Annotated in this window: 27 protein-coding genes; 7 read left to right on the plus strand and 20 right to left on the minus strand. The window is 37.8% G+C overall.

Features of this window, described 5'->3' with window-relative positions:
* Positions 1-5 precede the first annotated feature (5 nt).
* Genes hscA through iscR form a run of 6 tightly spaced genes read right to left on the minus strand, consistent with a single transcriptional unit; the run spans position 6 to position 4,875 of the window.
* Positions 6-1,865: a Fe-S protein assembly chaperone HscA gene (gene hscA / locus ACYH9I_RS06260; protein WP_483559700.1), complete on the minus strand. Its 1,860-nt coding sequence runs from the start codon at positions 1,863-1,865 to the stop codon at positions 6-8.
* A gap of 36 nt (positions 1,866-1,901) precedes the next feature.
* Positions 1,902-2,420: a Fe-S protein assembly co-chaperone HscB gene (hscB, locus tag ACYH9I_RS06265; RefSeq protein WP_483559702.1), complete on the minus strand. Its 519-nt coding sequence runs from the start codon at positions 2,418-2,420 to the stop codon at positions 1,902-1,904.
* A gap of 15 nt (positions 2,421-2,435) precedes the next feature.
* Entirely contained in the window at positions 2,436-2,759 is a 324-nt protein-coding gene (gene iscA, locus ACYH9I_RS06270) for an iron-sulfur cluster assembly protein IscA (protein WP_483559704.1), read from the minus strand.
* On the minus strand, positions 2,759-3,145 hold the full coding sequence (gene iscU, locus ACYH9I_RS06275) for a Fe-S cluster assembly scaffold IscU (protein ID WP_483559706.1): 387 nt from the start codon (positions 3,143-3,145) through the stop codon (positions 2,759-2,761). The genes iscA and iscU overlap by 1 nt, the downstream gene beginning before the upstream one ends.
* A 15-nt stretch (positions 3,146-3,160) precedes the next feature.
* The gene (locus ACYH9I_RS06280; protein WP_483559707.1) at positions 3,161-4,375 is read right to left on the minus strand and encodes an IscS subfamily cysteine desulfurase; all 1,215 of its coding nucleotides are present in this window, start codon (positions 4,373-4,375) and stop codon (positions 3,161-3,163) included.
* Between the two features lie 44 nt (positions 4,376-4,419).
* Positions 4,420-4,875: a Fe-S cluster assembly transcriptional regulator IscR gene (gene iscR / locus ACYH9I_RS06285; protein ID WP_160403052.1), complete on the minus strand. Its 456-nt coding sequence runs from the start codon at positions 4,873-4,875 to the stop codon at positions 4,420-4,422.
* A 162-nt stretch (positions 4,876-5,037) separates the two neighbouring features.
* Between iscR and sltY the strand changes: the two genes are divergently transcribed.
* Positions 5,038-6,978 carry a murein transglycosylase gene (gene sltY / locus ACYH9I_RS06290; protein WP_483559709.1) on the plus strand — a complete coding sequence of 647 codons (1,941 nt, stop codon included), beginning with the start codon at positions 5,038-5,040 and terminating at the stop codon, positions 6,976-6,978.
* Positions 6,979-6,989: 11 nt separating this feature from the next.
* Entirely contained in the window at positions 6,990-7,280 is a 291-nt protein-coding gene (trpR, locus tag ACYH9I_RS06295; protein WP_483559711.1) for a trp operon repressor, read from the plus strand.
* Between the two features lie 41 nt (positions 7,281-7,321).
* On the opposite strand, the gene robA is transcribed toward trpR, so the two are convergent.
* The 3 genes from robA to ACYH9I_RS06310 all read right to left on the minus strand — a co-directional run bounded on the left by robA (position 7,322) and on the right by ACYH9I_RS06310 (position 9,695).
* Positions 7,322-8,245, minus strand: coding sequence for an MDR efflux pump AcrAB transcriptional activator RobA (robA, locus tag ACYH9I_RS06300; protein ID WP_483559713.1), 924 nt, complete (start codon positions 8,243-8,245; stop codon positions 7,322-7,324).
* Between the two features lie 96 nt (positions 8,246-8,341).
* Positions 8,342-8,923, minus strand: coding sequence for a Fe-S biogenesis protein NfuA (gene nfuA, locus ACYH9I_RS06305; protein ID WP_180214359.1), 582 nt, complete (start codon positions 8,921-8,923; stop codon positions 8,342-8,344).
* Positions 8,924-9,023: 100 nt separating this feature from the next.
* A complete protein-coding gene (locus tag ACYH9I_RS06310) occupies positions 9,024-9,695 on the minus strand; it encodes a phosphoribosyltransferase family protein (protein ID WP_483559714.1) in 672 nt (223 codons plus the stop codon).
* Positions 9,696-9,972: 277 nt separating this feature from the next.
* On the opposite strand from ACYH9I_RS06310, the gene ACYH9I_RS06315 reads away from it, so the two are divergent.
* Positions 9,973-10,539: a peptidylprolyl isomerase gene (locus ACYH9I_RS06315; protein WP_483559716.1), complete on the plus strand. Its 567-nt coding sequence runs from the start codon at positions 9,973-9,975 to the stop codon at positions 10,537-10,539.
* Positions 10,540-10,595: 56 nt separating this feature from the next.
* Here ACYH9I_RS06315 and pepB read toward each other — a convergent pair whose 3' ends face one another.
* Positions 10,596-11,876 carry an aminopeptidase PepB gene (gene pepB / locus ACYH9I_RS06320; RefSeq protein WP_483559718.1) on the minus strand — a complete coding sequence of 427 codons (1,281 nt, stop codon included), beginning with the start codon at positions 11,874-11,876 and terminating at the stop codon, positions 10,596-10,598.
* 101 nt (positions 11,877-11,977) lie between these two features.
* Between pepB and ACYH9I_RS06325 the strand changes: the two genes are divergently transcribed.
* On the plus strand, positions 11,978-12,751 hold the full coding sequence (locus ACYH9I_RS06325; RefSeq protein ID WP_483559719.1) for a tyrosine-protein phosphatase: 774 nt from the start codon (positions 11,978-11,980) through the stop codon (positions 12,749-12,751).
* A gap of 50 nt (positions 12,752-12,801) precedes the next feature.
* Here ACYH9I_RS06325 and ACYH9I_RS06330 read toward each other — a convergent pair whose 3' ends face one another.
* Complete coding sequence (locus ACYH9I_RS06330; RefSeq protein WP_483559721.1) at positions 12,802-13,422, minus strand: 4'-phosphopantetheinyl transferase family protein; 621 nt, start codon at positions 13,420-13,422, stop codon at positions 12,802-12,804.
* Positions 13,423-13,526: 104 nt separating this feature from the next.
* On the opposite strand from ACYH9I_RS06330, the gene metC reads away from it, so the two are divergent.
* Together metC and tilS are read left to right on the plus strand one after the other, a co-directional pair.
* A complete protein-coding gene (gene metC, locus ACYH9I_RS06335; protein WP_483559722.1) occupies positions 13,527-14,744 on the plus strand; it encodes a cystathionine beta-lyase in 1,218 nt (405 codons plus the stop codon).
* Positions 14,745-14,776: 32 nt separating this feature from the next.
* A complete protein-coding gene (gene tilS, locus ACYH9I_RS06340) occupies positions 14,777-16,063 on the plus strand; it encodes a tRNA lysidine(34) synthetase TilS (RefSeq protein ID WP_483559815.1) in 1,287 nt (428 codons plus the stop codon).
* 89 nt (positions 16,064-16,152) lie between these two features.
* On the opposite strand, the gene ACYH9I_RS06345 is transcribed toward tilS, so the two are convergent.
* The 3 genes from ACYH9I_RS06345 to ACYH9I_RS06355 form a co-directional block, all read right to left on the minus strand.
* The gene (locus ACYH9I_RS06345; RefSeq protein ID WP_483559724.1) at positions 16,153-18,333 is read right to left on the minus strand and encodes a heavy metal translocating P-type ATPase; all 2,181 of its coding nucleotides are present in this window, start codon (positions 18,331-18,333) and stop codon (positions 16,153-16,155) included.
* Between the two features lie 121 nt (positions 18,334-18,454).
* Entirely contained in the window at positions 18,455-19,258 is an 804-nt protein-coding gene (gene suhB / locus ACYH9I_RS06350) for an inositol-1-monophosphatase (RefSeq protein WP_174787092.1), read from the minus strand.
* Positions 19,259-20,377: 1,119 nt separating this feature from the next.
* Entirely contained in the window at positions 20,378-21,943 is a 1,566-nt protein-coding gene (locus tag ACYH9I_RS06355; RefSeq protein ID WP_483559725.1) for a hypothetical protein, read from the minus strand.
* Positions 21,944-22,553: 610 nt separating this feature from the next.
* Between ACYH9I_RS06355 and ACYH9I_RS06360 the strand changes: the two genes are divergently transcribed.
* Positions 22,554-22,889, plus strand: coding sequence for a zinc ribbon domain-containing protein YjdM (locus tag ACYH9I_RS06360; protein ID WP_483559727.1), 336 nt, complete (start codon positions 22,554-22,556; stop codon positions 22,887-22,889).
* Positions 22,890-23,064: 175 nt separating this feature from the next.
* On the opposite strand, the gene fliR is transcribed toward ACYH9I_RS06360, so the two are convergent.
* From fliR to fliM, 6 genes are read right to left on the minus strand one after another with little or no spacing between them, the layout of a single operon-like run.
* Positions 23,065-23,859, minus strand: a complete 795-nt coding sequence (gene fliR / locus ACYH9I_RS06365; RefSeq protein WP_483559729.1) for a flagellar biosynthetic protein FliR — start codon at positions 23,857-23,859, stop codon at positions 23,065-23,067.
* Between the two features lie 5 nt (positions 23,860-23,864).
* A complete protein-coding gene (gene fliQ, locus ACYH9I_RS06370) occupies positions 23,865-24,134 on the minus strand; it encodes a flagellar biosynthesis protein FliQ (RefSeq protein WP_091347846.1) in 270 nt (89 codons plus the stop codon).
* A gap of 8 nt (positions 24,135-24,142) precedes the next feature.
* Positions 24,143-24,865: a flagellar type III secretion system pore protein FliP gene (fliP, locus tag ACYH9I_RS06375; RefSeq protein ID WP_483559817.1), complete on the minus strand. Its 723-nt coding sequence runs from the start codon at positions 24,863-24,865 to the stop codon at positions 24,143-24,145.
* A 21-nt stretch (positions 24,866-24,886) separates the two neighbouring features.
* Positions 24,887-25,324, minus strand: a complete 438-nt coding sequence (fliO, locus tag ACYH9I_RS06380; protein ID WP_483559731.1) for a flagellar biosynthetic protein FliO — start codon at positions 25,322-25,324, stop codon at positions 24,887-24,889.
* Positions 25,324-25,704, minus strand: a complete 381-nt coding sequence (fliN, locus tag ACYH9I_RS06385) for a flagellar motor switch protein FliN (RefSeq protein WP_483559733.1) — start codon at positions 25,702-25,704, stop codon at positions 25,324-25,326. Before fliN ends, fliO begins: the two co-directional genes overlap by 1 nt.
* On the minus strand, positions 25,697-26,758 hold the full coding sequence (gene fliM / locus ACYH9I_RS06390) for a flagellar motor switch protein FliM (RefSeq protein WP_483559734.1): 1,062 nt from the start codon (positions 26,756-26,758) through the stop codon (positions 25,697-25,699). Before fliM ends, fliN begins: the two co-directional genes overlap by 8 nt.
* Position 26,759: the final 1 nt, after the last annotated feature.

The following is a 26,759-nucleotide window of genomic DNA, read 5'->3' on the forward strand; positions in this document are numbered from 1 at the left end:
GTTAGTTAAATATCATCAATTTTATGACCAGTTAAAGCATGACGAATAGACCTATCCATTCGCTTGGCAGCAAAATCTTGTGTCACGTTATCTACAATTTTTATTTGCTTTTCAATTGCGTAACTATTATCTGATTCACTCGCTACTTGTAATTGATGCTTAGCTGCTAAAATCAGGTTCAGTTCCTTTTCATTTAATAAGTCAGCATCTTTATCTAAGGCACTTTGTAAGCTTTCAAGCACTCTAGCAGCCTCAACTTTTTGTTCAGCAAGCATTCGAATCTGTTTATCTTGCTCTGCATTACTGATGGAATCTTGAATCATATCAGCAATTTCATTATCAGTTAATCCATATGAAGGTTTTACTTGGATAGTGGCTTCAATACCCGTCGATTTTTCCATTGCTGTAACATTTAATAAACCATCGGCATCAACTTGAAAAGTCACCCTAATGTGCGCGCCGCCGGCTGGCATTGGTGGGATACCTTGCAATGTAAAACGAGCCAACGATCGACAGTCAGCAACACTTTCACGTTCTCCTTGTAAAACATGAATCATCATCGCAGTTTGACCATCTTTAAAAGTGGTAAATTCTTGAGCCCTTGCACACGGGATCGTACTATTACGTGGAATAATTTTTTCAACCAATTCGCCCATGATTTCAATGCCTAACGACAATGGGATCACATCAAGCAATAACATATCCGAATCAGGTTTATTTCCAACTAAAATATCAGCTTGAATAGCTGCACCAATAGCAACTACTTTATCCGGATCAATAGATGTTAACGGATGTGTTTTAAAATAATTCGCGACTGATTGTCGTACTAACGGCACGCGAGTTGAGCCACCAACCATAACAACTTCAACCACTTCATCCACACTAATCTCGGCATCTTTTAACGCTCGGCGACAAACAGCCAAAGTACGTTTAACCAATGGCTCAATTAATTGTTCAAATTGCTGGCGGGTAATAGTCAATGACTGATTATCAAGCGACAATACAGCCGAATCTTGACGACTCAGTAAAATCTTTATTTCAGTCGCTTGGTTACTGATTTTTTGATTAATATAAGGGTCTATATTATTAACTAACCCTAATTCCCTCTTTATATAGTCAGCTAGTAACCGATCAAAATCATCACCACCAAGTGCAGAATCACCACCGGTTGCTAGGACTTCAAAAACACCTTTATTTAAGCGCAAAATAGAAATATCAAAAGTACCACCACCTAAATCATAAACAGCGATAACACCTTCCTTTCCTGAATCTAAACCATAGGCAATAGCAGCAGCTGTAGGCTCATTAAGTAAACGCAATACATGCAAGCCAGCTAATTTTGCAGCATCTTTCGTTGCTTGCCGTTGTGCATCATCAAAATAGGCAGGCACAGTAATAACTACACCATCAATTTCACCTTGCAAGCTCTCTTTTGCTCGCTCAGCTAAAGCTGTCAGAATTTCTGATGAAACTTGTATTGGATTGACTTGATCATTAGGCAAATTTAATAAAGGAACACCATTTTCAGTTTGTGAAAAAGTATAAGGAAAATGTGATAAGTCTATATCAGATAAACTTCGCCCCATTAATCGTTTAATAGAGCTGACTGTATTTTGCGGATCATTAACGGCGTTGTCTTTGGCATTTTTTCCAATCGTAATAATGGGGTTATCATCATGATCAACACCATAATGCACAACAGATGGCAACAGTGAATTACCTTCTAAATCAGGCAATACCTCTGCTTGTCCACTTCTAACCGTTGCTACTAATGAATTCGTTGTGCCAAGATCAATCCCCACCGCAAGGCGACGCTGATGTGGTAGTGGAGTTTGTCCTGGTTCACTGATCTGTAATAATACCATTTAATCTATCTCTATCGATACGTTACTTATTTTAAATTATAAATCAAATTGCTTTTCTTGTAACTTTTCGATTTGTTCAATCAACCTAGCAAGATAGCGGATTTTATAGATCTGATTAAGTGCAGCTGACCAATTTTGATTAGTAATAAATTGTAATAATTCGTTATAAACTGTATTTTGACGCGCAACAATTTCATCATGAAAATCATCTAATAATTCAAAATTCCCTTTGCTCTCGATTTCATCAAGCTTTTCACGTAAAACAAATTGCTCCATTAAAAAATCGGCATCATGAATAATATTTTGTTCAGTTGCCACATCAAAACCTTGTAGAGATAAAAAATACTCGGCAGCTTTGATTGGATTTTTTAACGTATGGTAACCATCATTAATGGTTGCTGATTTTTGAACAATTGCCACTTTATCATTATCGGTTGCAACAGCAAAATTATCTGGGTGATATTGCCTTTGCAATTGCTGATAATGAGTTGTTAGCTCAGCTATATTCACAGGTAATTGAACCGGCAAATTAAATAGCTCAAAGTAATTAACCATAATTATTGTGTCCAATTACACATTAAAGCTTTCACCGCAACCACATTCGTGTTGCACATTGGGATTATTAAACTTGAAACCTTCGTTTAATCCTTCTTTAACAAAATCAAGTTCAGTACCATCAATATAGACTAAACTCTTTTTATCCACGATAACTTTGACTTGTTTATCTTCAAAGACACTATCATCATCATTAATCACATCGGCAAACTCTAAAACATACGCCATACCAGAACAACCTGATGTTTTAACACCTAATCGTAACCCAACACCTTTTCCTCGATTAGCAAGGAAAGCTTGGACACGATTAGCTGCGCTATTAGTCAATGTGATTGCCATTAGCGTTGTCCTTTTTTCGTTTTATAGTCTTCAATAGCTGCTTTAATTGCATCTTCCGCTAAAATCGAACAATGAATTTTTACTGGAGGTAAAGCAAGTTCCTTAGCAATATCCGTATTTTTGATCGCTCCTGCTTCGTCTAATGATTTACCTTTTATCCACTCTGTAACCAAGGAACTTGATGCAATTGCACTACCACAACCATAAGTTTTAAACTTAGCATCTTCAATAATCCCATTATCATTCACTTTGATTTGTAAACGCATCACATCCCCACACGCTGGCGCGCCAACCATACCGCTACCGACATTAGGATCATTTTGATCAAATGAACCAGCATTACGTGGGTTTTCATAATGATCAACAACTTTTTCACTATATGCCATAATTTACTCCTAATTTTAATGTGCTGACCATTTAATTTTTGTTAAATCAACGCCATCTTTAAACATTTCCCAAAGTGGCGATAAATCTCTTAGTTTATCTATAGAATCTTTAATTAATTTAATGACGTAATCAACTTCTTCTTCAGTACTAAATCGCCCAAATGAAAAACGAATTGAACTATGTGCAAGCTCATCATTAAGACCCAATGCTCGAAGTACATAAGAAGGTTCCAAACTTGCAGATGTACAAGCTGAACCTGATGATACGGCTAAATCTTTTAAAGCCATCATCAATGATTCACCTTCAACATAAGCGAAGCTTACATTCAAGATATTTGGCACTCCATGTTCTAAAGATCCATTAAGATAGACTTCTTCAATATCTTTTAAACCATCCCATAAACGATTTTTTAAAGCTAATAAGCGTGGCATTTCGGTCGCCATCTCTTCTTTTGCAATACGGTATGCTTCGCCCATACCCACGATTTGGTGTACAGGTAAAGTACCTGAGCGCATCCCACGTTCATGACCACCGCCGTGCATTTGTGCTTCAATGCGCACACGTGGTTTACGTCTTACATAAAGCCCACCAATACCTTTTGGTCCATAAATCTTATGGCCCGAAAATGACATCAAATCAACTTTTAAGTTGGCTACATCAATGGGTAATTTACCAACAGATTGTGTTGCATCAACATGAAAAACAATACCTCGTTCACGACACATCTCGCCAATTTTTTCAATGTTTTGTATTACACCTGTTTCGTTATTAACATGCATAATTGATACAACAGTTGTATCACTGCGCATTGCTGCTGCAAGTTTATCTAAATCGAGTATACCATTAGATTCTGGTGCTAAATAAGTCACTTCATAACCTTCTCGCTCAAGTTGGCGACAAGTGTCAAGCACAGCCTTGTGCTCAGTTTTACAAGTAATAATGTGCTTACCTTTGGCTTGATTAAAATGAGCAGCACCTTTGATTGCTAAATTATCGGCTTCAGTTGCACCTGATGTAAAAACGATTTCGCGAGAATCAGCTCCAATAAGATCAGCTATTTGATTACGTGCAATATCAACCGCTTCTTCAGCTTGCCAACCAAATTTGTGGGAACGAGATGCCGGATTACCAAATATACCGTCTGGCGTTAAATATTGCATCATTTTTTCAGCAACTCTAGGATCTACAGGCGTTGTCGCTGCATAATCCATATAAATAGGTAGTTTCATTAATTACTCCCAATGACAAATTCTGTATTGTATATTGTATTTTATTAATTAATTTGAAGGTGTTGTATATTACTTTGTCGATTAGCTACGGCTTTAACTTCTTTATTATTGACCAATTCGCTCAGTGTAATACTAGTTAAAAAGTCCTCAATTCGTTCACTTAAATCATTCCATAGTGTATGAGTTAAACACCTAACACCGCCTTGGCATCCGTCTTGCCCATGGCATTTTGTTGCATGCACTGTCTCATCGACAGCTTTAACAATTGAACTAATAGCAATTTGATCCATAGAACGACTCAGAATATAACCACCGCCAGGACCTCTGACACTTAGAACCAAACCATTTTTTCGTAATCGAGCAAACAATTGTTCCAGATAAGAAAGTGAAATTTCTTGACGCTCTGAAATATCAGCAAGTGATACCGGTCCTGAATCAGCGTGTAGAGCAACATCAAGCATTGCCGTCACCGCATATCGTCCTTTTGATGTCAGTTTCATTGATTATTCCCCTATATTTATTAACACTTATTGTATATATCCTTTTAATTTAGTCAAGTATTTAGTTGAGTGTTTTAGTAGGAATTAAGGTGTAGTTCATCATCGACGAATCATAGCTTAATATGCTAATCTAATAAAATGAATTCTTATAAGGATTAAAGAATGAAATTAGTTTTACGTTATTTTTTAGTAATAGGCCTACTGTTCACCAGCAATACTTACGCCGCTGATTCTCAAAAGACTCTACGAGAAAATTATCAAAAATGGCTTGATTCTTATCAATCACTGACTTTTGAAGAACAGCAAACATTGCTCACCGCCATAAAAGATTATCCTTTATACCCTTATGCTGCCATTCAGTTTTTTCAGAATAATATTAGATTAGTTCCACCGCAAATGGTAAGTGATTTTGTCAACCAATATAAAGACTTTCCGTTAACGGCTTCATTAACACAATCTTATCTAACGGAATTAAGCAATCGTCAAGATTGGAATGCAATCATTGCATTCCCCAAAGATAATTCCACACTATCTAATTGTCGCTATCAATATGCATTACTACAGCAAGGAAATAACGAGGCGGCCTTTAACGCTATTGAATCCCTTTGGGTGACCGGTAAAGAACTTCCTTCTGCGTGCGATCCATTACTCGATGCATGGGATCAAGCAGGTAAGCTAACAGCCAATTTAGTATTATCACGTATTGAACTAGCTATTGAAGCAAATAATTTAAAATTAGCCAAATATCTAGCTAACTTACTTGATGACAAGTACAAAACAATCAAAAGTAATTTACTCGCTGTACTTGATAATCCTAAAAAATTAGAAGCTTTTTCAAAAAATATTAAAGCTAGCTCTTTCACTAAAAAGATTGTCTTAGCATCATTTTCTCGCTTAGTAAAAGCAGATATGAACTTAGCTGCATCATTATTGCCAAAATTGGTTAAACAGCAGGCTTTAAATGAAGTGGAGCAAGTTGCGTTACAAAAAAGTTTGGCCAACAGCTACTTTAATGATTCTGCAACTGATGAACAAATTAAATGGCGTGATAACTATATTGCCAAATATCATGATACAACATTAGTCGAAAAACGTATTCGCCTTGCTATCGATAACTATAACTTTACTGATATTGCTTATTGGATAGCACAATTATCGCCAGAAGATCAATTAAAAGAAGAATGGCAATATTGGCAAGCTCGAGTATTACTCAGTAAAAATCAAAAAAATGAAGCTAACCAAATTTTACAAACACTAACAACTAAACGTGGATTTTATGGCATGATAAGTGCACAAACACTTAACCAGCCTTATTCGCTCAACAACCAATCTGAAAAGATTACACCATCTGAAATATCAACACTAAAAGCTAAATATGATAATCAACCCTATGTAAAAAGGATTAACGAATTATACTATTTTGGTATGGCATCAGAATCAAGCAACGAATGGCGATATATGCTAAATAAGCAAACCAATAAAAATGAATATTTAACATTAGCTCAATATGCCTTACAAAAAGGCTGGGGTGATCTTAGTATTCAAGCAACTATTGTTGGCAAGCTTTGGAATAACTGGACTGAACGTTTACCAATTATGTACAAAGACTTATATAACAACGCATTAAAAGACAAAGCGATTGCGTTATCTTATGCTTTAGCTATTTCTCGTCAAGAAAGTGCACTTGACACTACAGTCAAATCACCTGCAGGTGCTCGAGGATTAATGCAATTAATGCCGGCTACAGCTAAAGAAACAGCCAAAAAAGTTAATTCAGTCACTTATGTTTCGTCTACACAATTGTTTGATCCTAAAACAAATATAGAATTAGGTACTTCCTATTTAAACACTGTTTATCTACAAAATGAAAATAATCGTATATTGTCTTCAGCAGCTTATAATGCAGGCCCTAATCGTGTAAAAAGATGGCTTAATAATAGTCATGGAAAACTGGATGCTGTTGCATTTATTGATAGCATACCGTTTACTGAAACGCGTAATTATGTGAAAAATGTATTGGTATATGATTATATTTATCAAATAATTTTAGGGCAAAAAGATGTCAATATTCTTAATTCAAATGAATTTAATAAACAATATTAATGGTGATTATAATGAAAACTAACGAATGGAAAGACACAGTTGAAATATTACACCAAGCATTTAACGATGGCTATTCACTTGATATATTAAAGCTATTAATGACCGCTGATGAACGCAATGCTTTAATTACTCGTGTCAAAATTGTACATTCACTACTTGATGGTTCAATCAATCAGCGACAACTTAAAGAGCAACTGAAAATTGGTATTGCAACAGTCACTAGAGGATCTAATAGTCTTAAAGAAGCGACGCCTGAATTCAAAAAATGGTTAGAAAATATTTTGTTAAAATCAGTAAATTAAACCGACCAGTCAATATCTATCAACAAATTGTATACTTCTGGTTATAACGATAAATTTGATTGGATATTGACGTTACTCTCTGCCACAACCGGCACACAATAATCACACTCCATACTTGTAATATCCTTAACCGATTCGGCGGTGCCATCATGATGGTTATGATGAATTTCAATTACACAACTAGAGCTACGCAAACGTACTTTTAATGCTGGCATGGCGGCTAAATGCACTTGCGAAATAAAATCACTAAACTCATCAGGAGAACCAATATATTTAAAACAAAGATACAAGCCACCTTCACTCACAACCTGTTCAATATTTTCAAGATTATTATTATGATCTAAAGCAATGGTATAAAAAAGCTCTTGTTCATTAGCATTATCTTTGCTTTTCAATATACGACTAAAAGCATAAATTTTGTCTGGTAGATTTTCACTTTTATGGTTACAGCGAGATATATAATTATAAAAAAATTGCGATCTTAGCTTATTTTCTTCATCTAATAATTGACTCAAATTACAATTATTCTTAAAAGTGATACCCCAAAAAGTTTTTTGAGGCATATTCACAAATTTTGGCTCGGGCAATGAAAGCCGGTTTTTATTAAGCTCAATAGCCGGTGTTAACCCTGTAGGATCCCAAAATTCCCCCCTACGGTAACTTGCTGGAGTTTCATTGAATTGTTTTTTAAAAGATCGGGTAAAAGTTTGCTGGGAATCAAAACGATATTGCATCGCAATATCTAAAATTGGTTTACTTGTCATACGCAAAGCGAGTGCGGCATAAGTTAAACGACGATGACGAATATAAGTACCAAGAACTTGACCTGTTACATCTTTAAACATACGTTGTAAATGCCACTTAGAATAACCTGATTTTTGTGCAACATGATCAATAGATAATGGTTGTTCCAAATTTTTTTCAATCCAAACGATAAGATCTGAAATAATACTAACTTGATTCATAAAACTCCATCACAATATCAAATGGCAAACGTTTATCGATTATGACTTAATCTTAGTAATAAGCAAGGTTTAAATAAAAATTATTTTCAGCTATTTCTAACAAAAAGAATGCGCTCCGGCTTGATGTTCAGTGATGTCTTTTACACCAGCCAGTTCAGGAAACTCTGCCATTAATTGTTTTTCAATACCTTCTTTCAAAGTATAATCGACCATTGAACAACCATTACAACCACCACCAAATTGTAATATAACATAATTATCTTCGGTCAACTCAACTAAACTCACATGCCCACCGTGGCTAGCCAATTGTGGGTTAACCTGCGCTTGAATTGCATAATTAACACGCTCAATGAGTGGGGCATCGTCTGCCACTTTTTTCATTTTTGAATTTGGTGCTTTTAATGTTAACTGCGAACCTAATTCATCTGTTACATAATCGATAACAGTTTCTTCTAGAAATGGTGCACTAATTTCATCTATATAAACTGAAAAATCAGCATACTTTTCTTCTATGTCGCCATCTTCTACTGTATCAGCCGGACAATACGAAACACCACATTCTGCGCTTGGCGTACCGGGATTAATAACAAATACCCGAATTTGAGTTCCATCGGGTTGATTAGCTAGCAATTTTTTAAAGTGCTGTTGAGCTGATTCAGAAATAGTGATAATAGACATAATCCCTCACTTCAATGTAATTAGGCAATAAACAGACCTAACATCATTTATAATAATAGTTGACTAACTTTCTTGGTTATTATAGAGGGTGTTTAAGATTTTACAATACTGTACGGCATAAACAAACGACATAAACACGTATTGCACCGCATTTTTTCAGTTGCTGGCTAATGGCATTAATTGTATTACCAGTTGTTACAATATCATCAATAAGCATGACCGATTTGTGTGAAAGATCTTGATTGCACATAAAAAGCGTTTCGACATTAGAGATTCGTTCAGTAAGAGTCAGCTTTTTTTGATCTAATCCTCTTTTCTTTCGAGACAACAAATGAGGATAAAAGTCACGATTTAACCATCTAGCAATAGGCTTGGCTAATAACTCAGCTTGATTAAAACCACGAGACCAATAACGAATATGATGTAACGGCACACAAGTGACCAAATCAGGTTTAATTAAAGCATCCATTTCTCGCCGTTGATACCAAGCCAAAAACATTAATCTTGCTAATGCCATATTTAGTTCAATTTTGTTATAAAATTTTAAATGATGAATCAACTTTTTCAGCGGATTAATATATTCAGAAACAGCAATAAGCTCATCCCAGTACGGTTTTTTTGTACGGCAACGATAACATATATCAGTCGACAAAGAATGCGGCAAACAGCACTGATGACAGACCTTATTAAATTTAGGTAGATTTTTAACACATTGGCTACAAATACCCTGATGGGGCAAAGATAAAGGCATATCACATAAAATGCATCGCATAGTATCACATACTTATTTGTAAAAATAATTTCAGGTAATATGACATTTCAATATAAAAACTGAAGTCATAAAAAAACATTTTTTATAAACCACTGACTTTTGTTTTTCTTATCAAGAAATACAAATATAATAGGGCAAACTAATTTTGTAACTGCATACAATTAAATACTTCTACGATCTACAACACAAAAAATTATCTGATTTTTCATAATAATTATTCAAAATAATTAAATATTCGGTATAATCAGCCTCACACCTAGATTCAAGGAATTAATATATGAAAAAAATCAAACTATTATTTATTACAATATTACTAACTTTGCTTTCTACTGTTGCGTTAGCAGATACTAAGGTGTTATTACAAACTAGCATGGGCGATATTGAAATTGAACTAGATAGCGAACATGCCCCAATTACCACTAAAAACTTTCTTGATTACGTTAATAGTGGATTTTATGAAAATTTAACTTTCCATCGCGTCATTCCTGGATTTATGGTTCAAGGTGGTGGTGCTGATGATCAACTAAAATTCAAAGATAATAACCCACCCATCAAAAATGAAGCGGATAACGGTTTAAAAAATGATCGCGGCACCATTGCAATGGCAAGAACCAGTGAAGTAAATAGTGCTACTAGCCAATTCTTTATCAATGTCGTTAACAATGATTTTCTTAATTACCAATCTCCAGAGCAATATGGTTATGCTGTATTTGGTAAAGTGATTAAAGGAATGGAAGTCGTTGACAAAATTGTTAATGTGCCAACTAAACGCGTAGGGCCACATAAAAATGTACCCGTTGAGCCAATTTACATTAAAAAAGCGACTGTTATTGAAAGCAATTAACTAATTGATAATATCGAAATAAAAAAACCACTTTTTCAAGTGGTTTTTTTTCGGTCTTATTTAAGTTTGCTAAGTAAATTAGCAATTGTTCTAACCCCAACGCCTGTTGCACCTGTTGCCCATAATGCTGTAGCGCTTTTGCGGAATGTTGCAGAGCAATCAATATGTAACCAATTTTGCTGATAATTTTTAATAAAATGTGATAAAAAAGCCGCTGCAGTACTTGCTCCTGCGGTATTAGGTAACCCTGAATTTGCCATATCAGCAAACGATGACGGAAATTGAGAACGGTGAAATTCTGCCAAAGGTAATCGCCAGAACGCTTCATGTTCCAAGTTGCTACTTGCTAACAATTGATTAGCAAAATTATCATCAAAAGAGAGCAGGGATTGATAATCGTTTCCCACTGCAATTTTAGCAGCACCAGTGAGCGTTGCGCAGTCAATAATATAATGAGGTTTGTCATTATCGGCACAAATCAAACCATCAGCTAAAACAAGGCGTCCTTCGGCATCGGTGTTATCAACTTCAACCGTCTTGCCATTACGATAACGAATAATATCGCCAAGTTTAAATGCATTGCCACTGACTAAATTATCGGCACAACATAAATAGAGTTTGATGCGATGATGTAGCCCTCGTGCAATCGCTAGCGCTAAAGCCCCTGTTACTAATGCTGCACCGCCCATATCTGAACGCATAGACTCCATAAAGCTACTTGGTTTTAAGCTATAACCACCCGAATCAAATGTAATTCCCTTGCCGACTAAACAAGCGATAATAGGTGCGTTAGGATCTTTAGTAGGATTATAATCAAGCTCAAGTAACGTAGCCGGCCTATCTGACCCCTTACCTACCGTATAAATCCCCATATAATCGTGCTCTTTTAAAGCCTCGCCTGAAATGATGTTATAAGTGATATCAGATGAATAAGCACTAACCAATTTTGCACTTTGGGTTGCTAGTGCTAACGGACTTAATGTTTCGGCTTGCTCATTAACAATATCCCGACACCAATCAATAATCGCTAAGCGATTTTTTAGTTCTTGCTTATCTTTGCTATTGAGTTTTGGCCAAGTCACCTTGGTACTTTTTTTGGCATTACGATAACCTAACCAAAAATGCCAACAAGCTTCAAGATCCCAATTTTCACCACTTAATTTAACTGAACTTATCCCTTGGTTATCTAGCTTTCTTCCTGCGCGTTGAATTGCACCTAAGCGATGTTCCGACTTATAGTGAATAGTAATAATATTATCGGAAAAACTCAGAAGAGCATCCTTTCCCCATTGCGTTGGAGCTGATTGATCAGAAAGTAAAATAGATAACGTCGACATAATAAATACCTTAATTATGAGTTAAGCCAAAACAGTGGCTTAATTCTAATCAGAAACATGTTAATATAGCAAGCGAAGTTAAGAATAAATAAGGGTGAATGATGACAACCGTTGTACAAATAAAAAATGGGATTAATTTTCGCGATTTAGGTGGAATCAAAACAACTGATGGTCGTCATATTCGCTCTGGCATGCTATACCGTTCTGGTGCATTTTCACTGATCACGCCAGAAGAACAGACTTTTTTATCTAATGAGTTAAACCTGCATTATATTTTAGACTATCGCGATCCTGATGAAATTGCCCGAAATCCAGATAAATTATGGCAAAACACTCATTATATTAATGTACCTGCTAACCCTTTGAGCGATACAGTCACCGCAAGTTTAACAAGCGATCTAGGCAATACCCACCAAACACTTAAAAAAAATGCGCCATTTGATTTTATGGTTAAGCTTTATCAACTACTCCCATTTAATAATCCAGCTTACCAACAACTTTCATCAATCCTACTAAACTCACAAGGTAAACCACTAGTGCAACATTGTGCGGTGGGGAAAGATCGTACGGGTGTTGGCGTCGCATTAACGCTGTTTGCTTTAGGTGTGAGTGAAGAAGCTATCATGCAAGATTATTTATTGACTGAACAACTATTGTCAGATTATCGTGAAAATCTATTACGCCAATACCAACATAAGATTACTCCTGAGGAATTTGAAAACCGCAAATTAATTTTTGCCGCCAAAAAAGAGTATTTAACGGCCGCATTTGACGCAATTAAAACACGTTACGATACCATTGACAATTGGTTATCACAGGAATATCAATTAAACGCACGCAATAGAAAAATAATCCAAGATATCTATTTAGTTTAATAAATAGCAATGATTTATTTTACCCTAATAGATAATAGCAAAAGGCTATATTAAGATAACAAAATCAATTTAGAAATCGGTTGATTACTGTTCACAGAAAGATGAACATCGCCCACTTGACGATATTGATAATAAAAATCTTGCCCAAAAGGCGCTGTAATCATCTGCTGTTTTAAGTTAACTTTAACCGATTTTATTTGCCAAACCCCTTTAGCATACAGTTTTAATGCTGACTCTTTCAACGTCCATAATTGCCAAAAAGCCGCTAATGTATCGTCTTGCTTAAGCATCCATTGATATTCATCATCCGCAAAAAAATTTTTAGCCACGTTTAAATAATTTTTGCGCGGGCGTGCCACTTCAATATCGAGCCCAATCATCCCCGTTAATGAAATCGCCACCGCCACAGCATCTTGGCTATGACTAATATTAAAGTCAGGTAAATGACGTTCTAAAAAACAAGGGCGACTATTATCGCCAATGACCATTTCCGGTAAAGTTGGAATATGACAGTACTGCTTAAGCAAATTGGCCAATATTGAGCGACACACTAAAAACTGTTTTTTGCGTTCATCATTGAATTTATCAGCTTCAGCAACAATTTGTGGAGGCAATAATGAAAAGTCAATTTCGGTATGATTCAAATTAGCAAGTTGAATTATTAGTGTCATCGGTCAGTGAGCATTCACAAAAATTATTTTTTACTATTTTAGCAGCATGCTATTCTAACTGTTATAAAAATATAAAAATTTATAAAATTGCAAAAGGAATCATTATGTCATTACCAACAAAATTAGTTCACGCAGGACGCAAAAAGCGTTATACACAAGGTGCGGTTAATTCGGTTATTCAACGTGCATCATCACTCGTTTTTGATTCTATTGAAACCAAAAAAGAAGCCACAAAAAACCGTGCTAATGGCGCATTATTCTACGGTCGCCGCGGCACATTGACTCATTTTGCACTACAAGATGCGATGGTTGAAATTGAAGGCGGTGCCGGTTGTTACCTTTATCCATGTGGTGCAGCAGCTATTACTAATGCTATTTTGGCTTTTGTGAAAACGGGTGATCATATTTTAGTATCAGAAGCCGTTTACGAACCCACTCAAGATTTTTGCCAACACATTTTAAAAGATTTTGGTGTTCAAACTGATTACTTCTCACCATTAATTGGTCGCTATATCGCAAATCACATTAAGCCAAATACTAAAGTCGTGTTTCTTGAATCGCCAAGTTCAATAACCATGGAAGTTCAAGACATCCCCGCCATTGTTAAAGCCATTCGAAGTGTTAATCCTGAAATCATCATTATGATAGATAACACATGGGGCGCGGGTATTTTATTTAAAGCGTTAGAGCATGATATTGATATCTCAATACAAGCCGGTACCAAATATCTTATCGGCCATTCTGATGCCATGATAGGCACGGCGGTTGCTAACGAGCGCTGTTGGGAAACATTGCGCGAACGTTCTTACTTAATGGGACAAATGTGTGATGCGGACACCGCCTATATGGCTGCGCGTGGTTTACGCACATTAGCAATAAGATTAAAACAACATCACGAAAGCGGTTTAAAAGTAGCAAAATGGCTAGCAAGTCATCCAAAAGTGGCAACCGTCAATCACCCAGCATTAGAAAGCTGTAAAGGACACGAATTTTTTAAACGTGACTTTTCAGGCGCAAGTGGCTTATTTTCATTTATACTCAAAGATCGATTAACCGACGTGCAATTGTCTGATTTTCTTGATAACTTAACTTATTTCTCAATGGCTTATTCATGGGGTGGATTTGAGTCATTAATTTTAGCCAATCAACCTGAAGAACTCGCAAATATTAGACCTGTATCTGGCATAGACTTTACAGGAACACTTATTCGACTACATATAGGTCTTGAAGATCCTGATGATTTAATTGCCGATCTTGCTGCTGGTTTAGATAGAATCAAACAACATAAAAATAAAGCCAATGCATTACAAAGCTTAGTGTAATTAAATAGAAGATGAATAACCCACACCCAACAATGTTTGATGAAAGCATCAAACAAACAATTATGCATAAAATAACACACCACAAAGCACTACTGGTTGCTTATAGTGGTGGTGTTGATTCAACCGTATTAATGGATGCGCTAGTTGCACTCAAACAGCAATTGTTACCTGATTTAAAGCTAAGAGCGATCTATATTCACCATGGTTTAAGCAACAATGCTGACAACTGGGCAATGCATTGCCAAAAACAATGCCAAGCATGGCAAGTGCCGCTAATCATTGAAAAAGTCAAACTCGACCCTAGCGCAGGAAACATCGAAGAACAAGCCAGAAACGCACGTTACCAAGCTATCTATCGTCACTTAACAGATGATGAAACGTTATGCACTGCACAACACCTTGATGATCAATGCGAAACATTCCTTTTAGCATTAAAACGCGGGAGTGGTCCAGCGGGGCTAGCTGCCATGCCACAGGAAAATCAGCAACATCTTCGCCCTTTATTAACCATTTCACGCGCACAAATTGAAACTTATGCTAATCAGCATCAACTCAACTGGATAGAAGATGAAAGTAACCAAGATGATCGTTATGACCGCAATTTTTTACGCTTAAAGGTCTTACCAACATTGAATCAACGTTGGCCACATTTTTCGCAAATGGTGGCACGCAGTGCTGAATTATGTCAGCAGCAAGAAGCGTTAATTAATGAATTATTATTGGCTGATTTTCAACAGATGGTTAGCCAACAAGGACAGCTAAATCTAGCGCCTTTAATGGCGTGTTCAGAATATAAACGCAATGCTATAATGCGCATGTGGCTACGATCCCAACAAATCACTATGCCAAGCCAAAAACAATTAGCACTCATTTGGCAAACGGTTGTGCTAGCAAAAGAAGATGCCAATCCTAAATTCATACTACACGACAAGCAAATTCGTCGCTATCAAAATCAACTCTATTTATTACCGTTATATCAAGATATTGAACAACAAATCCTTAATTGGGATTTGGCTTTGCCCTTAATTCTTCCTGATAGTATTGGTCAATTACAGGCTAATTATCAAACTGATTTATCTTGCCGTTTACCCCATGCAGATGAACAAGTCACTGTACGATTTCATGCTCAAGGACAATTTCAAATTATCAATCGCCATGGTTCACGATCAATAAAAAAGCTATGGCAAGAACATAACATTCCACCGTGGATGCGTACACGAATCCCATTGATTTACTATAATGAACAACTGATCTGCGCGGTTGGCGTGTTTATTACCGAACAAGGGAAAGGCACACAAATCAGTTTTAGCCTAATTTAATTATCTATACAGTCAAACGCACAAATAACTAAGGCGGTAATTAGCCGCCTTAGTGTAAAAATTAAAATCCTAACGATTACCCTACAAGATTAAGCTCTTGCTTTCCAACATTTAAGTAACAACGCATTAGTAACCACACTCACGCTACTTAATGCCATAGCGGCACCAGCTATCATTGGATTTAAAAAACCGAATGCCGCTAGCGGAATGCCAATCAAATTATAGAAAAATGCCCAAAATAGATTTTGTTTGATTTTATTATAGGTTCGGCGCGAAATATCGATTGCATCAGCAATTAAAAACAGATTACCACGCATAAGGGTAATACTTGCTGCATGCATAGCCACATCGGTACCCGTGCCCATCGCAATACCAATATCCGCAGCCGCCAATGCTGGCGCATCATTAATCCCATCCCCCACCATTGCCACTCGATGATGGGTATTAACATGACTTTCTTTTTGTAATTGATAAACATAATTGGCTTTATCTTGCGGTAACACTTCAGCAATGACTTTATCCAAGCCTAACTGCTGCCCAACGTAATTCGCCGCTTTCTGGTTATCCCCAGTTAACATAACGTTTTTTACATTTAACTGATGCAACGCTTCAATGGCGGTTTTCGCTTCTGGCTTGATTACATCAGCAAAACCAAATAGCGCTAATATCACCACATTACCTTCTAATTGCTGTTTAGCTAAAAATGAAATGGTGTAACCTTTACTGGCTAACTCATTAATCTTATCGTCCATGCCAACAAAATAGGCATTTAATGATTTCATCCATCGCAAGCTACCTAAATAATACTGCGTATTATCAACAGTTGCCATCACCCCCGATCCCGCTACCGAGGTAATATTTTGAGCATAACCATACTCTTTAGCCTTACTTAAAATGGCTTTAGCAAGTGGATGCTCACTACCGGCTTGTAATGATGCGGCTAGCGATAAAATTTGATCGGGCGTCTCACTACCTATAATATCCATTTCGACTAATTCAGGCTTACCTATGGTGAGAGTACCGGTTTTATCAAATGCGACCGTATTAACATTGTGCAACGTTTCTAACGCTTCGGCATCTTTAATTAAAATACCATGGCGAGCAGCCACCCCAGTCCCCACCATAATCGCGGTTGGTGTTGCCAAGCCTAACGCACATGGGCAAGCAATCACTAACACCGCAACGGCATAAAGTAATGCTTGCTGCCAATCATGCAATATCACTCCCCAAGCCAATAGCGTAACTAGTGCAATCAATAAAATCACCGGCACAAAAATCGCACTAATGCGATCAACAATTCGTTGAATCGGTGCTTTCTTGGCCTGAGCCGATTCAACCATTGCAATGATTTTGGATAACGTAGAATCGGCCTGAATAGCTGTAGTTTGAACAAGCAATAAGCCTTCACCATTAATCGTACCACCTGTCACCACATCGTTAACGGATTTATTTACAGGAAAGCTCTCACCGGTTAACATTGACTCATCGCTACTTGATGCGCCTTCAATCACAATACCATCAACCGCAATACGCTCGCCGGGCTTAACAATAACAATATCCCCGACATTCACTTGGCTAATGGGTAAACTCACTTCTTGATCACCTTGCTTAACTAACGCAACATCAGGCCGTAGCGCACCAAGCGCTGCAATTGCTTGGGTGGTTTGATGTTTAGCGCTTGATTCTAGCCATTTACCGATCAAAATTAAGGTAATAATAATAACTGACGATTCAAAATAAAGATGTTCACCCTTGCCAGTCATCACCTGATAAACTGATAATCCATACGCAGCACTTGTGCCGATAGCAACCAATAAATCCATATTGCCAGCCCCTGCTTTAACCGCACTAAAGCCACTTCGATAAAATTTAGCCCCCAAGCCAAATTGTACAACCGATGCAATCCCCCATTGCAACCAAGCCGGCATCATCCAATTTATCCCAAACGGCGCTAATAACATAGGCAGCACAAAAGGAACAGCCAGTATTACAGCGGTGACAATAGTCCAGTGAGGTGATGGTTTTTTCGATTTTTGTGGATCACCTGCTGACTCAGTAATTTTAACCGCATGATAACCCGCTTTATCAACCGCAGACATCAATTTTTCGAGCTTTACATGTGCATCAGCGTCAACCGTTGCTTTTTCAGTCGCCAGATTAACGCTAACATCAATCACCCCATCGACTTTTTTGAGTGCTTTTTCAACGCGCCCAACACAAGATGCGCAGCTCATATCTTCAACAATAAAATGATATTGGACCGTTTTCATGATATATACCTTATATGGTTTATCGAGTTTAAAGTTAGTATATACTGAATATTAAAGGTTATGCACAAAAATAAAGCGGTGATCACAGGGCTTATATAACCCTGTGAAAAAAGAAAGGAAATTAGTTACGTAATTTTTCTGGCCAATCGTTTTGGGTAGAAACTAATAAATCTTTTACAATTCTAGGATTACCAGCCACAACATTGCCCGAAACCATATAATTATTACCACCAGCAAAATCGGTAATAACGCCACCAGCCTCACGCAAAATCAGCTCACCAGCAGCGATATCCCATGGTTTTAAGCCAATTTCAAAAAAGCCATCTAAACGACCTGCGGCAACATAAGCCAAATCTAAAGCAGCCGAACCTGCGCGACGAAAATCGCCACACTTAACAAACAACTTTTGCAAAACGGCAAAATAGCTGTCGCTGTATTGTTTAGCTTTAAACGGGAAAGCTGTTGCCAGTACGCTGCCGTCTAAATCTTTGGCATTACTCACACGAATGCGGTAACCATTAAGTTGAGCACCTTTACCACGAGCAGCCGTAAACAGCTCATTACTCATTGGATTATAAACCACAGCGATTTCGGTTTTACCTTTAACTCGCGCCGCGATTGACACAGCAAAATGAGGGATATTTTTGATAAAATTGGTCGTACCATCAATTGGGTCGATTATCCATTGTGTATCCGCATCATTACCTTTAACAAGGCCACTTTCTTCGGCAATAATAGTGTGGTCAGGATGAGCTTTTTTGATTGTTTCCACAATTAAAGCCTCGGCCGCACGGTCCACATTAGTGGCAAAATCATTAGCGCCTTTGGCTTCGATCTCGATTGAACTAGGGTTTTCATAAGCCTTAATGGCCACATTGCCTGCTTTACGAGCAGCGCGAATAGCAATATTAAGCATCGGATGCATAATTTTCTTCCAATTGATGATGTTAAAGAACGGGTTGATTTAGTAAGACTAATTTAGAGATACTAAAAATTACCGCATAGTATAAAGGTTTTGCTACTTTATTGCCAGAGTATAAGGGAATTGATAGGTAAAATAGTTTTGGCGGGGCGTTTTTTACAAAAATCACCTTATAAAACACGATACCACTCCGCAAAAAACGAAAGCTATGCGGTTTGTCTTGTTCCGGCGGCAGAATGTACCGACAACAGAGCGAGGTCAGCACGCCAAACAGGGATGTTTGGCGAGGCTATTCTCCGTCTGGAACGGATAATAGCCGGTGCGTTAAGACTGAGCGACGGCGTCGGGTAGCCGTAGACCACATTCTGCAGCCAAGCGTGGGATTGCAAAGGGAATTCGCTCTAATTCCCTTTGCTCGGACGTGGTCACTGTAGCTATTTTGTTCACCTAAGGTCAAAACGTCCGAAACCTACGCACCCAATTTATTCTATTCACCAACCCAAAAGGCCTGATTTTCCGCCCAAAAATCGGTCAGAAAAGGTATTAATTTTATTAAAGTTTTTCCGGATGTTTTTTAACAAAAACTGCCTTATAAAAACACAATAACCTATTCCAAAAACGATGGTTATGTTGTTGTCTTATTCCGGCGTCAGAATGTGCCGACAACAGAGCGAGGTTAGCACGCCAAACAAGGATGTTTGGCGAGTTTGTGGTGCGCTTGGAGCGCGTCCACAAACGGTGCGTTAAGACCGAGCGACGGCGGAGGGTAGCCGTAGGCCACATTCTGTAGCCAAAGCGTGGGATTGCAAAGGGAATTCGCTTTAATTCCCTTTGCTCGGACGTGGTCACTGTAGCTATTTTATTCACCAAAGGTCAAAACGTCCGAAACCTTGCCGTACTATAAATAGACCACGAATTTAAACCGCCACAGCGTAATCACTAGAATTGCCAACCACGCTTTCAGCGTCGGCGGCGGGGGCGGCGCGATTGTGGCTTTGCCACAACTGCGCAACCCTAAGGGAATACCCCACTTACGCGGGGGCTTTATTCTTTGATAAATTCTCCGCTATTGGCACCATAACCGCCCCCGCGGCCTAAGGATTGAGGACTAAGAAATAAAAGTTAAGGTGTGGTGCAAAAAGCGAAGTAGTCGACGTTCCCAGGCCAATCGTAGATGATGCCTTCTTCCCAGCCGACATAGAAGCCATTTCCACCTGATGCATCGCTGGTCCAGTACTCAAGGCTGCCACTAGCGCCCCACTCCGTGAAAAATCCTGCACCTATATGACGCATGTAATTATTAGCAGATGAGTTAGGCGCTGCGCCAGAAATAGAATTACCATTTGTTTTCACCGCGTTAGTTAAATCCCTAACCCTAGCAAGACGATAACCCAAACGTCTACACCAAGATATTTGATTAGATTGAGTATCCTGCCTTCCTCGCGAGACGAACCACTGCTTTAACACAAATCCATATTTAACCATCACATTACCCCCACTATCCCTACCCACTACCTCAAATGTCTGTGGTAAAGATGGTACAGCTAGAGGACTAGGATTACGTGAATCTCTCTGAGTACTATCAGTCCTAGGACCGCTTAGCTTAACACGTGCGACAACTTTTCCTCTATCAGCACGAGGAATCCATAACATATTAGCTGTTACACTTGTCACCGTAGCTGTTATACTACTACCATTCGTGACAACAGACCACGTCAACTGACGTGCATCGACTCCACCTATGTTTAAATCAAAATACAAACCATCAGCACCCGTTGTCGGAAAATTTCGGTCGTAAGATGATGAATCATTAGACTGAGCTAAAAAACCCTTTGTAGGAGACCATATGTTAGATGGACCTGCGTACTTGGAATCGTCACGGACACCATCAACACTATCACCAGTACCACCAAAGTACAATTTCGGCCTTGCGTAACAAACACGAGGAACAGTGTTATACGGATTGATATAATAATCCACCGTAGCTCCACTAAAACTACTAATCCTTGGCACTCCATACTGGGTAGTTAAACTTCCTCCTGTACTTCTTAATGTTACCTTATAAGGAGCACCACAAATACTTAATGTATCACTACGACTAACGGTATTGCCATTTTTATCCCTAAACGATACCGATATACTCCCTGTAGCCGTTACTCCATTAGCTCCCTGTCCATCCCCATCATCATCTCCCCAATAATTATACCTAGTGACTAAATCACTTAAACTCACTGAATTCACTGATGATGGGATTAACATATCTATATCTCCCAAAGTACTTCCTGCATAAGGTAAAACTATTGGATTTGTAGCACTTGATGGATTGGTTGCCGGTGTGTACCTTCTACCATCCCGCAACTTAATAGACAATAAACTATCTGTTGAAGTTGCCTTTGTCCGACCTCTATCAAACGTCAAATACGGCGCACTACCCACTATTTCCCTTGATGTATGTGCCGTTAATGCCACAGAACTCTGCGAATACGACAACAAGAGCAGCAGCGCAAATAATAACGACAATTTAGGTAATCTAAATAAGCTAGGTAACTCAAGCAAGCTAAAGAAGCTAGAGATGTTAGAAAGGTTAAGTAAGCTAAGTAAAAAACTTAACCCCGACGAACACCACAACGATAACCTTGGCAATAATGCCAAGCCCGAAGACCGCGATAAATTCGGCGACTTCGTCAAACGCGATGAGCTCGATAACCTCGGTGATGAAAATAAGAACTGTGTCTGATTTAGACTACGGTGAAATTGAAAAAGATTTAAGGCATAGGTTTGGCAGGCCAGATGCCAGATGCCAGATGCCGATTATGGTAGCGCATTTTGATTAACCTGTCAAGTAAATTTTTGTTTTATTTCAATTTTTTATAATTATCCGCTCAACTAATGAGCTTTTCCTTGCTTGAAAAGCGCTCAAATTGTAACCTATTGGTTAATAATACGCTAGTTTTTTTTAAATTTGTAAAGTTTTGTTGAGTGAATAAGATTAAGATTTTTGTTAGCGTGTTTTGATGGAGTGTTTTTTTGTTTAAAAGCAATAAAATAAAAACTTTAATAAAATCAATACCTTTCCTGACCGATTTTTGGGCTCTTTAAATAGTGGTCATTAAATAAGTTCTGTTGATTAAATGTAATGTTTGAAAATAAGCTAGCGTAACTTTATTTTGGGTTTGATGCTGGTGTTAGGGTTGTGTATAAAAACGTTTAATGGAAACTTGACGGTGAGTGCTATGACTTAATAGCATTTTTTGCTATAGTAAACGCCATTTTATTTAATTTGGAAGAATAATAACCCATGGAATCTATACCTAATTGCCCTGCTTGCCAATCAGAACATACTTATCACGATGGCACCTTTTATGTTTGCCCTGAATGCGCACACGAGTGGGATCCAAACGAAGTTGTGGCTTCTGACGATGGATTACAAGTTAAAGACAGTAACGGTAATTTACTGACTGATGGTGATGATATTATTTTGATCAAAGATCTTAAATTAAAAGGCTCATCAACTGTCCTAAAAAAAGGTGCCAAAGCTAAAGGTATCCGTTTAGTCGAAGGCGATCACGAAATCGATTGTAAAGTTGACGGCATGAAAATTATGCTAAAAGCCTGCTTTGTTAAAAAGGCTTAATAAAAACAACAAGTTAAATACTGTATCAATGTGGATTTATCGGCATTGATATAAGTATTTTTAGACATAACAACTTAATATGATTTATTACCAATAAAAAACGGTCAGGAAAGGCATTGATTTTATTGAAGTTTTTATTTTTAGCTTTTTCTTTTAATTCAATACGTTATCAACATCATCCCTTCAAATACCACAGCACGCTCGAAACCCTTTCAAACATTTGTTCAAAAACAAACTCGGCAAATGCCGGTAGAGTTGTCATTAAGTAAGTAAGCATAAATAACCCTAATAATAAGGTTGCTGGATAGCCGACAACAAATATTGATAGCTGTGGTGTCATTCGGTTAAGTAGCCCTAGTGATATATTGACAATTAATAGTAAGGTCATTAAAGGCAAGGCTAGCATAATGCCGTTGATAAATAGTAGTTTGCTGACATCAAGCACTACCAAATAACCATTTGCCTGTAATGACATTAGCCCTATGGGAATAATTTCGAAGCTGTTTGATATGCCATATAACAACCATAAATGGCCATCAAAATGCAAAAACATTAATAACGCAATGACGTTGATTAGGCGCGATAATACCGATGTCGCTGGCCCACCGATGGGGTCAAAAAAGGTCGCCATCCCTAGCCCCATTTGCATTCCAATTAATTCACCTGCAAACCGCATCGCCATAAATGCCAACTGCATGGTAAATCCAATCACTGCGCCGATCATAATTTGTTGAGCGATGATCACAATTCCCATTAAGGAGTAAATTTTGATGTTGTCATCAAGAGGGGAAGATGGCAATAAAATAGTAATCAGTAATGCTAGACCAATTTTGACACGGTTGGGGATTTCTTTTTCGCCCAAGAGGGGAGCGGTCATGATGAGTGCTAAAATACGAACAAAGGGGAAAAACCCATCCCGAATCAAAGAAAAGAAGTCAATATTAAGTAAAACGTTAATGTCAAAATCCATTATCTTTAACGCGTTAAATTAGGTATATCGGTAATGACGATTTGGAGATAGTCAATCATGGTCGATAGCATTGTTGGCCCCCATAGGATTAACACGACAATTACTGCGATGATTTTGGGTATAAACGATAATGTCATTTCGTTTATTTGTGTTGCTGCTTGTAATAAGCTAATAATGAGCCCAGTGACTAACGCTGCTAGCAGTATTGGCCCTGCTAGCGAAGCGGCAACTTTTATGGCTTGTATTGCTAAGGTACTTATGTATTCTGGCGACATGATATGACTCAACTAAAAAAGCTTTGCGCTAGCGATCCGAGCAATAGATGCCATCCATCGGCCAATACAAATAGCATTAATTTAAATGGTAGAGATACGGTTGCTGGTGGTACCATCATCATACCTAATGCCATAAGTGTGCTGGCAACCACAAGGTCGATCACTAAAAAGGGAATAAAAATAGTAAAGCCAATTTGAAATGCTGTTTTTAATTCACTGACAACAAAAGCGGGGACAAGAACTTTTAAGGGAATGTCGTCACGTGTTTGGATGTCATTGATGTGGGACATATTAACAAATAGTGCTAGGTCGTTTTCTCGCGTTTGGGTGAGCATAAATTGTTGTAATGGTTTGCTTGCTTTGCTTAAACCTTCTTGCATGGTGATTTGGTTTTGTGAATAGGGGATATACGCATCTTGATAAATGTTGTCAATAACGGGCGACATAATAAAAAAGGTCATAAAAAGCGCTATCCCTAAAATGACTTGATTAGGCGGCGCCGATTGTGTGCCAAGCGCGTTGCGTAGCAGTCCTAATACTATAATGATGCGCGTAAAGCTGGTCATCAAGAGTAATATAGCAGGGATAAAAGTAAGTAAGGTTAAAAAGACAAGTGTTTCAACTGGCAATGACCAAGCTTGTCCACTGCTGAGCGGTTGTGCTATGTCTGGTAATACCGGTGTTTGAGCATAACTTGGTAAGCTAAACAACAATAAGCTTAGCACAATCATTAAATTTGACCGCACTTGGTGTTACTCCTTTTTGGTTTTTAGCGCAGATTGTAATATCTGTTGAAATGTGTTACTTGATGGCAATTTTTTACTTACCTCACTTTGCGAAAATAGCTTTTGAGTGCGCTGTTCATCAATGGTGTGAAGTAATGTCATTTGTTGTGGCGTCACCCCAACCACTAATAGCTGGTTATCAACGTGAACCACTATAATGCGTTCTTTTGGCGTAATGTTGTATGTGGCTTTGACATCGATCCATTGATGGGTCTTTTTTTTCCAACCCATTCGTTTAGCTAACCAAGCTAGCAACAATATAAAACCGATGACAACAATGAGCATTAGCCCCATGGATGTCCCCACTTCAGTATAAATATTCAATTCAGAAGAAGGAGACGATAAAGTGTTGGTGCTGGTTGCACCAATTACAGGTTGAGCTAAATGGGGGGGTTCGATTGCCATTAGCGACTCAATCTTCTTACACGTTCTGCTGGAGTAATAATGTCGGTAATGCGTACACCATAATTATCAGCAACAACCACAATTTCGCCCTGAGCAATTAAGTAGCCGTTAATTAATATATCTAATGGCTCACCAACCTGACCATCTAAGGCAATAACCGATCCTTGCGTTAAATTTAATAAATCTTTAATGGCCATTTTTGTTCGGCCTAGTTCAACGCTCAAATTTACGGGGATATCAAGAATCAGGTTAATATCGTTTTTTTTATCTTCTGTTTGTTGTGGCGATAGCGTTTCAAAAATAGCGTTTTGGGCAATAAGTTCGTCGCTATTTAGGCTAGTAGATTGTTTGTCGTCACTATTTTGTTTGATATCAGTCATTAAAAACTCCTTCATTCAATTGCTCTAATACAGGGTTAATGACCTGTTCGACTTGAATTGCATATTGTTTGTTCGTTTTACCATAATGTCCTGTTACTATCGGCACTCCACCTACAGTAACATCAAGATTTGTAGGTTTTTCGATCATTAAGACATCATTGGTCTTTAGGGCTAATAATTTATCTACGGTTGTATGAATAGTGGCAAAATTAGCCACTAATTCGACCTCTGATTGCTTGATTCCGCTGGTTAGTGAGCTCATCCAAACTTTATCATCTTGATAAGTTTGTTGCTCAATCGGCGGCTTGATAAGAAGCTCTTTGATGGGTTCGACCATAGAATAAGGAATACAAACGCAGAAGGTTGCTTTGCTATTACCAACTTCGACTTTAAAGTTACTTGTTAAGACAATATCATCAGGTGAATTAGTAATATTGGTAAATTTACTTTGTATTTCAGATCGAACATATTCGGTTTCAATCGCATAGACATCCACCCATGATTTTTGGTAAATGATTAATGCTAATTCTAAGACTTTTTTAATGATCTGTTGTTCAGTGTGGGTAAATTCTCGCCCTTCTGTTTCGATTTGAGTTGAATGCCCATCACCACCAAATAAAGAATCCACAATAATAAAAACCAATTCTGGCGAAAATGAAAACAAGCTTGTGCCTCTTAATGGGTTAAGGTGCACGAGATTTAAATAAGTTGCCGATGACATATCCGAAAAATCTTTAAACGTAAGCGGCTCAATGGGTGAAGCAATCACGTCGGTATTGCGGCGTAATCGGTTAAATAAACCAATTCGAAATTGCCGAGCAAAACGTTCATTAATGATTTCTAACGCAGTTAAACGCTCAGGAATAAAGCGATGTTTGACAGATAGATCATAAGGTTTTACATCGGGAGATTTTTCCAATGTAGGTACATTAAATGAAGAATCAAAATTTGAATTCTTTTTAGGATTTTCTTTTGTTGTTGATGAATAATCTAAGATTTGTTCCTTGTTATCATACTCATCAACACTCGCTGTTGATTCATGCTTATCAGACATG

This window comes from Gilliamella sp. X-23 (genome assembly GCF_057063545.1).